Source organism: Methylobacterium sp. GC_Met_2 (assembly GCF_026540795.1).
Classification (GTDB): domain Bacteria; phylum Pseudomonadota; class Alphaproteobacteria; order Rhizobiales; family Beijerinckiaceae; genus Methylobacterium.
This window is the reverse complement of the sequence record NZ_JALNUM010000014.1, coordinates 63,535-75,952: the sequence shown is the minus strand read 5'-3', so window position 1 is coordinate 75,952 and position 12,418 is coordinate 63,535. Positions and strand designations below refer to the sequence as shown.

At 67.2% G+C, this 12,418-nt stretch carries 13 protein-coding genes and 1 tRNA gene; 10 read left to right on the top strand and 4 right to left on the bottom strand.

The genetic code is table 11. The features are described from left to right. Window positions 1-50 precede the first annotated feature (50 nt). Both OXS49_RS08005 and OXS49_RS08000 read left to right on the top strand, forming a co-directional pair. Window positions 51-956, top strand: a complete 906-nt coding sequence (locus OXS49_RS08005; RefSeq protein WP_267423320.1) for an alpha/beta hydrolase — start codon at window positions 51-53, stop codon at window positions 954-956. After that, window positions 956-1,843 carry an alpha/beta hydrolase gene (locus tag OXS49_RS08000; RefSeq protein WP_267423318.1) on the top strand — a complete coding sequence of 296 codons (888 nt, stop codon included), beginning with the start codon at window positions 956-958 and terminating at the stop codon, window positions 1,841-1,843. Before OXS49_RS08005 ends, OXS49_RS08000 begins: the two co-directional genes overlap by 1 nt. Before the next feature lie 11 nt (window positions 1,844-1,854). Here OXS49_RS08000 and OXS49_RS07995 read toward each other — a convergent pair whose 3' ends face one another. Then, window positions 1,855-2,655: an SDR family NAD(P)-dependent oxidoreductase gene (locus OXS49_RS07995; RefSeq protein WP_267423316.1), complete on the bottom strand. Its 801-nt coding sequence runs from the start codon at window positions 2,653-2,655 to the stop codon at window positions 1,855-1,857. Between the two features lie 290 nt (window positions 2,656-2,945). Between OXS49_RS07995 and OXS49_RS07990 the strand changes: the two genes are divergently transcribed. From OXS49_RS07990 to OXS49_RS07980, 3 genes are all read left to right on the top strand, one after another. After that, complete coding sequence (locus tag OXS49_RS07990; RefSeq protein WP_267423314.1) at window positions 2,946-4,121, top strand: zinc-dependent alcohol dehydrogenase; 1,176 nt, start codon at window positions 2,946-2,948, stop codon at window positions 4,119-4,121. An 80-nt stretch (window positions 4,122-4,201) separates the two neighbouring features. After that, complete coding sequence (locus tag OXS49_RS07985; protein ID WP_267423312.1) at window positions 4,202-5,008, top strand: SDR family oxidoreductase; 807 nt, start codon at window positions 4,202-4,204, stop codon at window positions 5,006-5,008. Window positions 5,009-5,156: 148 nt separating this feature from the next. Beyond that, the gene (locus tag OXS49_RS07980; RefSeq protein WP_267423309.1) at window positions 5,157-5,654 is read left to right on the top strand and encodes a trehalase-like domain-containing protein; all 498 of its coding nucleotides are present in this window, start codon (window positions 5,157-5,159) and stop codon (window positions 5,652-5,654) included. A gap of 126 nt (window positions 5,655-5,780) precedes the next feature. On the opposite strand, the gene OXS49_RS07975 is transcribed toward OXS49_RS07980, so the two are convergent. The 3 genes from OXS49_RS07975 to OXS49_RS07965 all read right to left on the bottom strand — a co-directional run bounded on the left by OXS49_RS07975 (window position 5,781) and on the right by OXS49_RS07965 (window position 6,796). Then, window positions 5,781-5,856 (bottom strand) — tRNA-Phe (locus OXS49_RS07975). Between the two features lie 107 nt (window positions 5,857-5,963). Continuing rightward, the gene (yacG, locus tag OXS49_RS07970; RefSeq protein WP_244005894.1) at window positions 5,964-6,146 is read right to left on the bottom strand and encodes a DNA gyrase inhibitor YacG; all 183 of its coding nucleotides are present in this window, start codon (window positions 6,144-6,146) and stop codon (window positions 5,964-5,966) included. Next, window positions 6,143-6,796, bottom strand: coding sequence for a Maf-like protein (locus OXS49_RS07965; RefSeq protein WP_267423302.1), 654 nt, complete (start codon window positions 6,794-6,796; stop codon window positions 6,143-6,145). Before OXS49_RS07965 ends, yacG begins: the two co-directional genes overlap by 4 nt. Window positions 6,797-7,096: 300 nt before the next feature. Here OXS49_RS07965 and OXS49_RS07960 point away from each other — a divergent pair, with 300 nt between their 5' ends. The 5 genes from OXS49_RS07960 (at window position 7,097) to OXS49_RS07940 (ending at window position 12,280) form a co-directional block, all read left to right on the top strand. Continuing rightward, a complete protein-coding gene (locus OXS49_RS07960) occupies window positions 7,097-7,306 on the top strand; it encodes a hypothetical protein (RefSeq protein ID WP_267423324.1) in 210 nt (69 codons plus the stop codon). A 152-nt stretch (window positions 7,307-7,458) separates the two neighbouring features. After that, complete coding sequence (locus OXS49_RS07955; protein WP_243920112.1) at window positions 7,459-7,698, top strand: hypothetical protein; 240 nt, start codon at window positions 7,459-7,461, stop codon at window positions 7,696-7,698. A gap of 274 nt (window positions 7,699-7,972) precedes the next feature. Beyond that, the gene (gene phaZ, locus OXS49_RS07950) at window positions 7,973-9,181 is read left to right on the top strand and encodes a polyhydroxyalkanoate depolymerase (protein WP_267423299.1); all 1,209 of its coding nucleotides are present in this window, start codon (window positions 7,973-7,975) and stop codon (window positions 9,179-9,181) included. A 114-nt stretch (window positions 9,182-9,295) separates the two neighbouring features. Further along, entirely contained in the window at window positions 9,296-11,923 is a 2,628-nt protein-coding gene (locus tag OXS49_RS07945) for a TIGR02302 family protein (protein ID WP_267423296.1), read from the top strand. A 171-nt stretch (window positions 11,924-12,094) separates the two neighbouring features. Further along, on the top strand, window positions 12,095-12,280 hold the full coding sequence (locus tag OXS49_RS07940; RefSeq protein WP_244005905.1) for a twin transmembrane helix small protein: 186 nt from the start codon (window positions 12,095-12,097) through the stop codon (window positions 12,278-12,280). Window positions 12,281-12,418: the final 138 nt, after the last annotated feature.

Genomic DNA, 12,418 nt, shown 5'->3' with positions numbered 1-12,418 from the left:
AACGGCGTTTCGGACGCCGGTAAACATAGCCCTGCCAAAGGAGGCTTCGCGTGAGCGAGAAACAGGTCAAAACCACGCTCCTGGATGTGAACGTCGACCTGGCGGGCCTGGCGGACGGACCTACCGTCCTCCTGCTCCATGGCTGGCCGGACGACGCCACGACCTGGGCGACAGTGGCCGCGCATCTGAACGAGGCGGGCTTCCGGACGGTGACGCCGGAGTTGAGGGGCTTCGGCGGTACGCGCTTTCGTTCGGCAGACACGCGGCGCACCGGCAACTCCGGCATCCTGGCCTTCGATGCCATCGACCTCATGGACGCCCTCGGGGTCGAGACCTTCATGGTCGCCGGCCACGACTGGGGCTCGAACGCCGCCGAGGCCATGGCGGTCGGCTGGCCCGGGCGCGTGACCCGCGTGGCGATGCTCTCGACCCCGTCGCGGCTCGGCGGCATGCCGACCCCGCCGTTCCCGCAGTGCCAGCGCCAGTGGTACCACTGGTTTCAGGCGACCAAGCGCGGCCAGGAGGCCGTGCGGGCCGATCCCAAGGGGTTCGGCCGCATCATGTGGGACAATTGGAGCCCGCACGGCTGGTACGATGAGGGGACGTTCGAGGCGGTCGCCGCGTCCTGGGAGAACCCGGACTTCGTCGACGTCACGTTGCACTCCTACCAGGCGCGCTGGGACGAGGCCGAACCGGACCCTCGTTCGGCCGAGCTTGAGGCGAAGGTGAAGGCGACCAAGACCCTTTCGACGCCGACCCTCTACATCCAGGGCGCCGTCGACGGCGTGAACCCGCCGGAGGCGAGCAAGGATGTACCGTCGAAGTTCGACGGGCCCTTCGAGTTCGTCACCCTGGACGGGGTCGGCCACTTCGCCCCGCGAGAGGCTCCGGACACCGTGGCGGCGGCGCTCATCCGGCATTTCCGGTCCACGGAGGGCAATGAGGGAGCACGGTGATGCGTGAGGTATGGGACGGCACGGCGGTGGAGTGGGATTCGGCCGAGATCGAACCCGGCATGCGCCTGCACTACGGCGTAGCCGGCGAAGGCGAGCGTGTGATCGTGCTTGTCCACGGCTATCCGGAGACGGCCTACGCGTGGCGTCGTGTCGTGCCGCGGTTGGTCCGCGCCGGCCTTCGTGTCGTGGTGCCGGACTACCGCGGAGCCGGAGGTACCTCGAAGCCGCCGGGAGGCTACGACAAGCACACGATGGCCGGGGACCTGCACGCGTTGCTCTACGGCCATCTCGGCCTGACGCAGCCGGTGACGATGGTCGGGCACGACATCGGCATGATGGTCGCCTACGCGTTCGCTCGCCGCTACCCGAAGCAGACCGAGCGGCTCGTGGTGATGGAGGCGCCCTTGCCGGGCACCGATGCCTACCAGACGGCGCTGGGCGACACCGTCCGCCTCTGGCACTTCCAGTTCCACCGTGCCCCCGACGTCCCGGAGCTGCTCACCGCCGGGCGCGAACAGCTTTACCTGGAGCGCTTTTACCAAGACCTTGCCTACGACACGGAGGCCATCGGCCCGGACGCGATCCAGCGTTACGTGCGTGCCTTCTCGCGGCCGGGTGCCATGCGGGCCGGGTTCGAGCTCTACCGGGCCTTCCCGGCCGACGACGCGCACAACAGGGCCGAGGTGAAGCTTGACGGGAAGCTCACGATGCCGGTGCTGGCGATGGCGGGCGTGCAAAGCGCCTTCGCCCCGTTCACCGAGGCGATGATGCGTGAGGTTGCTATGGACGTGACGTTCCGGACGGTCGAGCGGGCGAACCACTGGATACCGGAGGAAAACGCCGAGGGTCTCGTCAGGGAGATCCTCGGCTTCGTCGGCCCGCAGTGACGGAAGCAGGGTCAGTTGGCGGAGCCGGGCTTGGCAAAGGCGCGGTGCGCGGCCGCCACGAGCGGCTCAGGCAGCGCCTCCGCGACGGCGCTCATGAGCTTGTTCTTCACGGTCGGGACGACCTTGTCCTTGCCGGCCTGGAGCGCCTCGAAGGCAGCCTTCGCCACCACGGCGGGATCGTCCTTACCTTCCATCACGCCCGCCTTGGTGTCGAGCATCTCGGCGCGGTTGAAAAAGTTCGTGTTGGTCACCCCCGGCATCAGGATCGTCACGCCGACGCCGGTATCCTTGAGTTCGCTGCGCAGAGACTCGCCGAACCAGCGCAGGAACACCTTTGTCGAGCCGTAGATGGCTTCGAACGGATCGGGCATGGACGCCTCGACCGAGGAGGTGAAGAGCAGCTTGCCGCTGCCTCTTGCCACCATGTCCTTCAGGACGGGTTTGGTGAGCTGAACCGCCCCGCGGACGTTCAGGTCGATCATCTTCAGTTCGCGCTGGAGGTCGGTCTCAACGAAGGGACCACCCAAGCCGACGCCAGCGTTGACGCACAGCACGTCCACGGGACGCCCGAGCGACCGGATCGCCGCGACGAGGCTTTCGACGCCGTCCTCGCGCGAAAGGTCGGAGGCATGCATCCTGACCTGCGCGCCGTCCGTCGCGAGGCGCCCGGCGGCCGTCGTCAGGTGTCCGGCATCCTGAGCGGCGATGAGGACGTCGAAACCGTTCGTAACAAACTGGTGGGCGAGTTCGAAGCCGATGCCGTTCGAGCCGCCGGTCACGACGGCGAAGGGGCGGGTGGATGTCTCGGTCATGCGGTTCTCCTGTCGCCACGGCCAACATGAGCCCTGCCGGTCGGGTTCCTGGGATAACCACCAGGCCGATGCGGTGCCGATCCAGTCGGATGTGACGCGGAAGCCTTCGGGGGGTGGATGATCCCACCGACCAGGAAGGACCGATGCCGATGCGGTGCTCCTGCAGGGCATTCGCGAGAGGGCGCCTCGGAACCTGCAGACGAAAACGAGGATTTCCACAGGCTGCCCTGCTCCCATGCGAGGCCTTCCCACCCCGCCGAGATGCGTCTCGGCCCTTTCGGAGATCGACGATGAAAGCCCTGTGCTGGCACGGCAAGAACGACATCCGTTGCGACACGGTGCCGGACCCGATCATCGAGGACCCGCGCGACGTCGTCATCAAGGTGACGTCGTGCGCCATCTGCGGCTCGGACCTCCACCTCATGGACGGGCTGATGCCGACCATGAAGAGTGGCGACGTGCTCGGCCACGAGTTCATGGGCGAGGTCGTCGAGGTCGGCGGGGCTCACAAAAAGTTCAAGAAGGGCGACCGCATCGTCGTGCCGTTCAACATCAACTGCGGCGAGTGCCGCCAGTGCAAGCTCGGCAACTGGTCGGTCTGCGAGCGTTCGAACCGAAACGCCAAAATGGCCGCCGAGCAGTTCGGCTACACCACCGCCGGCCTGTTCGGCTACTCGCACCTCACCGGTGGCTACGCCGGCGGCCAAGCTGAGTACGTGCGTGTGCCGATGGCCGACGTCGCGCCGATGCTGGTGCCAGACGGCATGGACGACGAGTCGGTCCTGTTCCTCACTGACATCCTGCCTACCGGGTGGCAGGGCGCCGAGCACTGCGAGATCAAGGGCGGCGAGATCATCGCGGTCTGGGGCGCCGGCCCGGTCGGCTTGTTCGCGATCCAGTCGGCGAAGATCATGGGTGCCGAGCGCATCATCGCCATCGAGACCGTGCCTGAACGCATCGCCATGGCCAGGAAGGCAGGCGCCACCGACATCATCGACTTCATGCAGGAGGACGTGTTCGAGCGGATCAAGGAGATCAGCAGGGGCCAGGGCGCCGACGGTGTCATCGACTGCGTCGGCATGGAAGCATCGTCCGGCCACGGCGGCTTCACCGGTGCGCTCGCGACCATCCAGGAGAAGCTCACCTCGACCGAGCGGCCTTATGTCCTGGCGGAAGCCATCAAGGCGGTACGTCCGTGCGGCATCGTGTCGGTGCCCGGCGTCTACGGCGGGCCGGTGCCGATCAACATGGGCTCGGTCGTCCAGAAGGGTTTGACCATCAAGAGCGGCCAGACGCACGTGAAGCGCTACCTGGAGACGCTGACCAAGCTGATCCAGGAGGGAAAGATCGACACGACGTCGATGATCACCCACCGCTCGACCAATCTCGCTGACGGACCGGACCTCTACAAGACCTTCAAGGAGAAGAAGGACGGTTGCGTGAAGGTGGTCTTCCACCCGAACTAGCCTGACGCCCGCCATGATCACGCATCGATCCAGGGCGACCCTCGCCCTGGCAATCCCTTGATCTCGACGGAATGAAACAGATGGATCTCGGCATCAGCGGGCGGGTCGCCGTCGTCACGGGCGGCGACTCCGGCATGGGTTTCAAGACGGCGGAGTTCCTCCTGCGGGAAGGCGTGAAGGTCGTCCTCACCGACATCGACGACACGCAATTGCAGAAGGCCGCGTCCGAGCTAGCCGCGTTCGGCGAGGTCAGGGCCGTGGCGGCCGACCTGAGCGGTATGAAGGGCGTCGAGGTGCTCGCCGCATTCGCCAACATGGCCTTCGACGACAAGCCGACGATCCTGGTCTGTGCCGCAGGGATCACCGGCGCGTCCGGTGACTTCCTCGAACTCACCGACGACGATTGGCTGGAGGCGATCCAGACCGACCTGATGGCGGGCGTTCGTGCCACGCGCGCCTTCATCCCAGGCATGCGTAATGTGGGTTGGGGCCGCATCGTGCTGTTCTCCTCGGAGGACGCCGTGCAGCCCTACGTCGAGGAGCTGCCCTATGCCGCCGCCAAGGCCGGCGTCCTGAACCTCGCCAAGGGCCTGTCGAAGGCCTACGGGCCGGACGGCGTGCTGGTGAACTCGGTCGGTCCCGCCTTCATCGCCACGCCGATGACCGACGCGCAGATGGAGAAGAAGTCGAAGGAGAAGGGTATCACCTTCGGCGAGGCGATCCAGCAGACGCTGGATGAGGAGCGCCCCGGCATGGTTGCCAAGCGCCGCGGCAAGGCCGAGGAGGTCGCCGCCGCCGTCGTCTTCCTCTGCTCGGAGCACGCCAGCTTCATCACCGGCGAGTTCCTGCGCGTCGATGGCGGCTCCGTCATGACGATGGGCGCTTGACGATCCGTAGACCCATCGCATCCAATTCAACCCTTCCGGCGCTAAGGCACGCCGGCTTCCCGACAGAGACCGGAGCAGTCCAAGCGATGGCCAAGTCGAGCGACGTCACCGGCGAGTTCATCGGGGCGACCGGCGGCGCTCACCTGCTTTGAGCGAGACCGCGATCCGCAACGGCGACGCGCTTCCACTTGGGCAGTATGCCGCCCTGGGCGACGGGCGAAGCGTCGCTCTCGTCGGGGCGGGCGGCTCGGTCGATTGGTGGTGCGTCCCCAACATGGACAGCACGGCCCTGTTCGACCGAATGCTCGATCCGGAACAGGGCGGTCGCTTCTTCGTCACGCCCGTCGAGCCTTTCACCGTCGGACGTTGCTACCGGCGGGACAGCAACGGCCTAGAGCAGACCTTCTCGACGGTGAGCGGCAAGGCCCGCGTCACGGACTCCCTCAACAGCGGCATCTTCGGACGCCTGCCCTGGAGCGAGCTGGCGCGCCGGATCGAGGGACTTCAGGGGCAAGTCGAGCTACGCATCGAGATGCGGCCCGGGCGTCGATGCAACCATGCCAGTCCCTGGCGGGAAGGAAGCCCACACGGGGACGTCCTGCACGTCGACGGCGTGATCGCGGCCTTCGGGCCGACGACAGCGTGACACGCACCGTCGAAGATTACCGCCGGGTCGTCGCGGAACTCCAACATCGCCCAGGATATGCAGGGCGGACCTGCCAGTTCCAAACAGGTGTCGTTTATTCCAACGAGCCTGTCGGCCTACAAAGGATGGTGCCCAGGGACGGAGTCGAACCGCCGACACTGCGATTTTCAGTCGCATGCTCTACCAACTGAGCTACCTGGGCGTCGCCCGTGGCCATGCCGGCCTCGGACGCCGCGGGGTATAGTCAGTGCGTCGCGGCCTGTCCAGTGTCGCTGTCATTCCGGCGGCATCGAAACGGCGTAAAAAATTTCACGGCTCCGGGTCCGGCTCGGGTGGCGGCCGGTCCGAGTCGATCTCCTCGGGGATGGCGTAGCGCTCATTGAGCCATCGGCCGAGATCGACATCGGCGCAGCGCTGCGAGCAGAAGGGCTGGTACTCCGGCTCGGCGGGTTTGCGGCAGATCGGGCAGGCTGGGCGGCGTTCCCGGGTCATGCGAGGCCACCCCAGCCGGCGCGGATGGGATAGCCTTCGCCATCGAGCAGGCTCTGCGTCTCGTAGAGCGGCAGCCCGACCACCGAACTGTAGGATCCGATCAGCTTGACCACGAACGCGCCGGCCAGCCCCTGGATCGCGTAGCCGCCCGCCTTCCCCCGCCATTCGCCGGAGGCCACGTAGCCCTGGATATCCCGGCTCGAAAGGCGCTTGAATCGAACCCGTGTCTCGACAATCCGCTCGCGCCGGCCCCGCGGCGAAAGCAGGCACACGGCCGTGTAGACACGGTGCTGGCGACCCGACAGGAGCCGCAGGCAATCCGCCGCCTCATCCGGGACCTCGGCCTTGGGCAGCACGCGCCGTCCCACAGCCACGACCGTGTCGGCTGATAGAAGCCATGTCGGTGCGGTCTTGTCGCCCAGATGCAGGGCAGCCTCCGCGGTGGCGAGCTTCGTCCGCGCGAGACGGCGGGCGAGGTCGCGCGGCGGTTCGGCCTTGCGCGGCGTCTCGTCGATCTCGGCAGGCAGGAGGGCGTCGGGCTCGATCCCGATCTGCTGGAGCAGCGCCAGGCGGCGCGGCGAGGCCGAGGCGAGCACGAGCCGAGCCGTCGGTCGCTGCGCCGAGCCGATCGCGTCTGGTATGGCGTCCATGATGTTCCGTTCGCACGACCGGCGGAGCGCGGCGCAGGCCCGTTGCGGCGCCCTACCCCGCCGGCCCGGCCTGATTCCCCTGCCTGATAAGGGATGGGTGTTGCCTTGTGAACCGGAGCGCAGCCCTCGCGCGTCCGACGAAGCGCCACGTTGCGGCGCCCCCCGCGCGGGTCGCCAAACCCAAGATTCCTTGTCGTGGCAATTCCCCTGCAAGTTGAGAGCAAGATCTCAGATCGAGAGGTAACCGAACGTTAACCACGATCTCAGATGATCGGGCTCGCCGGGAGGGAGTTATCGCGGATGCTGAATGCCGATCCATTGTTGCGGCGCCCGAAGCTGCTCAACAAGGCGCGGGTCGCCCGCGCCCTCGAAGGCTTCAGGCCGAAGGCGGACTCGCCCGACCAAATCTGGCGGATGCTGACCGATCACTATGTTGTCGACCTCGATGCCGTCGCGGCCCTGCTGCCGGCCAATGAGCCGGAGACGCGCTGGTTGCCGGCGCGCGACTGACCCCTCGACGGTGGTAGGCCGCCGGGTAGATGGCATGAGATCTGCAACCGCAGGTCAACATCATTGAGGAAGCACCCAGGCAACGACAACGCGGCGGCTCGCACGCCAGAGCACCCCGCGGACCTTTCGATCACTCGAAACCGAGGTCCGTCATGTCTGAACTGCTCTCCGTTGCCCTGGTTTGCGCCGGCACGCTGCTGGCCCAGGACTGCTCCCGCGATACCGCACTCGACGTCATCATCGCGCCGGCCCACACTCCGATGGAATGCCTGATGCACGCGCAGACCATGGCGGCGCAGGCCGGGTTGCCCGGGGGCGGCGATCGCTACCTCAAGATCGCCTGCGAGCACCGGCGCACGGCGATCGACGTCGCCATCCGCCGTGCATCCTGATTGCGGGACTCGGTGAGGACGCTCCGGCATCGATGGCGCACGGATTTCCGGCGGGAGCGTGTTGACGACGTCAAGGGTGTGGTCAGAAATCCCGATGATGCACCAAAGTCACGTCGGTAGTCTTCTTTGCGACCCTGGATCTCTGGACGGTTGCCGACCCTCGGGGAGGCGACCATTCTGCGCGGCCAAGCCGATGCAATTCTAATCTGGCATCCGCCTCCATTGTCGACCCGTTAGCCCGCGTGCCGGGCAGGGCTCAGCGAGTGCCTGCTCGATGCTGTACGAAGCGTTCGACCTGCAGACCGACATCGCCGCCCAGACGCGGTCGTGGGGGAAACTGCTCAACGATGTCTGGTCGCCCTGGGTCGGCCTCGGCGAGCCGATCACGTGGATGTCGGCGGGCGCCCGGATGATGATGCGCGCCGGACTGACCTTCACGCGGCCGCCCTACGGCATCGCCGCCGTGGACGTGGGCAACAGGAGCGTCCCGGTTTCCGAGGAGCCGGTGGTGGTGACGCCGTTTGCAACCCTGCTGCACTTCAAGAAGGATATACACACCGAGCAGCCCAAAGTGCTGATGGTGGCGCCAATGTCCGGCCACTTCGCGACGCTGCTGCGGGCAACCGTGCGCGCCATGCTGCCGGACCACGACGTCTACATCACCGACTGGCACAACGCCCGCGACGTGCCCCTGTCGGACGGCCCGTTCGCCTTCGACGATTACGTCGCTCACCTCGTCCACTTCCTGCAGACGATCGGTGAAGGCGCCCACATGGTGGCGGTCTGCCAGCCCGCGGTACAGGCGCTGGTGGCCGCCGCCGCGATGGCGCAGACCAAGGACGCGGCCGCACCGCGCAGCATGACCCTCATGGCCGGCCCGGTGGACTGCCGGATCAACCCGACCGGCGTCAACGAACTCGCCAACTCGAAGCCGATCACGTGGTTCGAGCAGAACCTGATCGCGACGGTTCCGAACCGGCACAAGGGCGCCGGCCGTCGGGTCTATCCGGGCTTCATGCAGGTCTCGGCCTTCATGTCGATGAACGCGAAACGCCACGTCCAGGGCCATTCCGACCTGTTCTGGCACATGGCCAATGGCGAGCAAGCCAAGGCCGAAGCGATCGAGACGTTCTACGACGAGTACTTCGCCGTCCTCGACCTCGCGGCCGAGTTCTATCTCGAGACGGTCAAGACCGTGTTCCAGGATCATGCCCTGGCCCGCAATGCCGTCACCTATCGCGGCGAGCCGATCGATCTGCGATCCATCCGCCGAACGGCCCTGATGACCGTCGAGGGCGAGCGGGACGATATCTGTGCCGTGGGCCAGACCATGGCGGCCCACGACCTCTGCACCGGACTCGCCCCGTACATGCGGACCCACCACCTGCAGGCGGGTGTCGGCCATTACGGCGTCTTCGCCGGGCGGCGCTGGGAGACACAGATCTACCCGCAGGTGCGCAACTTCATCCAGGCGCACAACTAAAGCGGACCGTCGCGCCGATTTGACCCGCCGACCGCCGCGGCCCACCATGCTACCCCTGGACGATCGGAGCCGGGTTCACACCCGGCGTCACGGGCGCAAGGCGGAACGATCGGCGTGATCGGCAACAACGGATCCGACAGCGGCGGCGAGATCGGTTCGACGCCGCAAACCGCGACGGCGTCCACGCAGCTCGACCGTCTGGTCGCCCGGGCACGCGTCGCCGACCTGTGGGAGCAGGTCTGGCCGGTCCTCTGGCGCGGTCTCGCCGTCGCGCTGCTGTTCCTGATCGTGTCCTGGTCAGGTCTATGGCTCGATCTTTCGCCGCTTTGGCGACAGATCGGCCTGGGTATCCTCGCTGTCCTGCTTGTCGTCGCGCTCCAACCCCTCATCCATCTCAGGCGGATCGAACGGCGCTTGGCGCTGTCCCGGCTGGACCGGGAAGCGGCACTCCGCGATCCGTCCCTGCGGCACGGCCCGGCGTCGACGGCGCAGGATTCCCTCGCTGTCGGCGCCGCCGACGCGGGCAGCCGGGCCCTCTGGGACCTGCATCAGCGCCGCGCGGCGCGGGATGTAGCCGGTCTCCGGGTCGCGTTGCCGCGGCCGGGCATGGTCCGGCGCGACCCCTTCGCGCTGCGCGCCGGTTTGATCGTCGCGGCCGCCGCCAGCCTGTTCGTGGCCGGCCCCGAATGGCGCGACCGGATCGGTGCCGCCTTCGATTGGCATCAGCCGGTGGCCCCCGGCCCGAACTTCCGCGTCGACGGGTGGATCGATCCGCCGCTCTATACGCGGATGCCGCCGCTGCTGATCGCCATGGATGGCAGCGACCAGCACCTGCGGGCACCGGTCAACGCGCAACTCATCGTGCGCATTGCCGGACAGGGCAAGGCTGCGGCCAACACCACGCTGACGGCCAACGCCGGGCTCGTGCCCATACCCGGCCAGGAGCCGCGTCCGGACCTGCGCGAGGAGCGTTACCGCATCGCCGGCAATGCGGAACTGACGATCGTAACGCCGGCCGGCCGGCAACGTCTGACCGTGGACGCGATCCCCGATCGTCCACCGGAGGTGACCGCCCTCGGAGGGCCCGAGGTGAACGGGCGCGGGACCTTCAACCTGACCTACCGCGCGAAGGACGATTACGGGCTTAGCTCGGCCGAGGCGGTGATCGCACCGGTCAAACCCGGCCGCTCCCTCGTTCCGATCCCTCACATCAGCCTCGCGTTGCCCAGCGACGCCTCCGGGGACACGGAAACCAAGACCCTGATCGATCTGACCGACAACCCCTGGTCGGGTGCCCGCGTGCGCTACCAGATCGTCGTCAAGGACGAGGCCGGGCAGGAAGGTCGCACGACAGAGACCGAGATCACGCTGCCGGCCCGCCCGTTCCGCGATCCGTTGGCGCGTGCGCTGGCGGAAGAACGGCGTCGGCTCGTGACCGCGCCCGATACGGACAGGCCCTGGGTTCAATCCGCGCTCGACGCGCTGCTGGTCGCCCCCGACATGTTCACGCCGCAGCCGGCGATCTACCTCGGCCTGCGCACGGCCACGACACGCCTGCGCCGGGCCCGGGCGGATTCCGACCTCGTCGACGTCGCCGACCTGCTCTGGGAAATGGCGCTGAAGATCGAAGATGGCGATCTGTCGGATGCCGAGAAGCAGCTGCGTCAAGCTCAGGACCGGCTGAAGGAAGCGATCGAGCGCAACGCGCCCGACGACGAGGTCAAGCGCCTCACCCAGGACCTGAAGCAGGCGCTCGACAAGTTCCTGTCCGAGATGGCGCAGAAGCAGGGTCGCGAGCCGAACAAGTCCGGCGAGCGGCAGCAGAACAACCAGCAATCGAAATCCGTCACGCCCGAGGATCTCGACAAGATGATCCAGGACATGACCGACGCGATGAAGCGCGGCGACACCGCCGAGGCGCAGCGCCTGATGGAGCAGTTGCGCAACATCCTGGAGAACCTCCAGACCGCCGAACGTGGCCAGTCCGATCAGACGTCGCGCGAGATGCAGAAGCAGATGCGCGATCTCGACGCGATGGCGCGCGAGCAGCAGGGCCTGCGCGATCAGACCTTCAAGGATGGGCAGGACCAGCAGGGTGGCCAGCGCCAGCCGAAAAGCGGCCAGCCGCAGCAGGGCCAGCGCGGCCAGCAGGGGCAGAAGCAGCAGGGTCAGCAGGGCCAGAGCCAACAGGGGCAAAAGGGCCAGGGTCAGAAGGGCCAGGGGCAGCAGGGTGACGCGGGCGAGCAGCAGCAAGCGCTCCGGCAGAGGCTCGAGCAGCTTGAGCAGCGCATGAAGGAGAACGGCATGCGCGGCGAGCAGGGCCTGGCGGATGCCGAGAATGCCATGCGCGAGGCCGAGAACGCCCTGAAACAGGGCGATTCCGACGAGGCGGTGGATGCACAGGGTCGCGCCCTCGACGGTCTGAAGCGGGGTGCCGAAGGCATGGCGCAGCAGATGCAGGAGATGGCCGAGGGACAGGGCCAAGGCCAGGGTGAAGGCCAGCAGGAGGGTGGGCAGCAGCCGGGGAAACAAGGTCAAGCCGGCGCCCGCGACGACGACCCGCTCGGCCGCCCCACCCGCGGTCGCGACATGAGCGACGGACGCGTCCGCGTACCCACGGCCGATGAATCCGCCGTCCAGCGCGCCCGGCGCATCATGGAGGAGCTGCGGCGCAAGCTCGGCGATCCGACACGGCCCCGCGAGGAACTCGACTACTTCGAGCGCCTGCTCCGTCGCAACTAGCGCGTTCTCCGACGAAACGGGTACCGGTTCGGTGCAAGACAGCGCGTCTCGACACAAGCTGAGAGCCGTGCACGATTGCAGCGCGATCGGGCACGGCTTTAAGCCCCTCTCTTCTCAACCCGCGATGCGGAACCGGGCGCCGGTTCCCGTCAGGCCCGGATCGTCGCCGCCATGTCGTCCAACACCCTCGTCCTTCTCGCCTGCCTGGCCGTGGCCTTCGTGCTGTTCTTCGGCCTCGCCAACATGATGCGCGGCGGCAGCGCCAACCTATCGCAGAAATTGATGCGTCTGCGCGTCCTGCTGCAGTTCGTTGCCATTGTGATCATCATGGGCGTGGTCTGGTGGCGCTCGGCCTGAGCCCGGCAGCGCCAGTGTGACCGGCCTGCCGCACCCATGGTCTTTCGCGGCGCGCGGGGATGAATCGGCGGCCTGAGCGCGAGGAGGCCGTGCTACGCTCGATAGTATCGAACCGTCACGTCGCTTCGGCCGAGTGTC

Bases quoted from the DNA above. Each gene is read 5' to 3' on its own strand.
- OXS49_RS08000 (WP_267423318.1), top strand. From the start codon at position 956: ATGCGTGAGGTATGGGACGGCACGGCGGTGGAGTGGGATTCGGCCGAG.
- OXS49_RS07995 (WP_267423316.1), bottom strand. From the start codon at position 2,655: ATGACCGAGACATCCACCCGCCCCTTCGCCGTCGTGACCGGCGGCTCG.
- OXS49_RS07990 (WP_267423314.1), top strand. From the start codon at position 2,946: ATGAAAGCCCTGTGCTGGCACGGCAAGAACGACATCCGTTGCGACACG.
- OXS49_RS07985 (WP_267423312.1), top strand. From the start codon at position 4,202: ATGGATCTCGGCATCAGCGGGCGGGTCGCCGTCGTCACGGGCGGCGAC.
- yacG (WP_244005894.1), bottom strand. From the start codon at position 6,146: ATGACCCGGGAACGCCGCCCAGCCTGCCCGATCTGCCGCAAACCCGCC.
- OXS49_RS07965 (WP_267423302.1), bottom strand. From the start codon at position 6,796: ATGGACGCCATACCAGACGCGATCGGCTCGGCGCAGCGACCGACGGCT.
- OXS49_RS07960 (WP_267423324.1), top strand. From the start codon at position 7,097: ATGCTGAATGCCGATCCATTGTTGCGGCGCCCGAAGCTGCTCAACAAG.
- OXS49_RS07955 (WP_243920112.1), top strand. From the start codon at position 7,459: ATGTCTGAACTGCTCTCCGTTGCCCTGGTTTGCGCCGGCACGCTGCTG.
- phaZ (WP_267423299.1), top strand. From the start codon at position 7,973: ATGCTGTACGAAGCGTTCGACCTGCAGACCGACATCGCCGCCCAGACG.
- OXS49_RS07940 (WP_244005905.1), top strand. From the start codon at position 12,095: ATGTCGTCCAACACCCTCGTCCTTCTCGCCTGCCTGGCCGTGGCCTTC.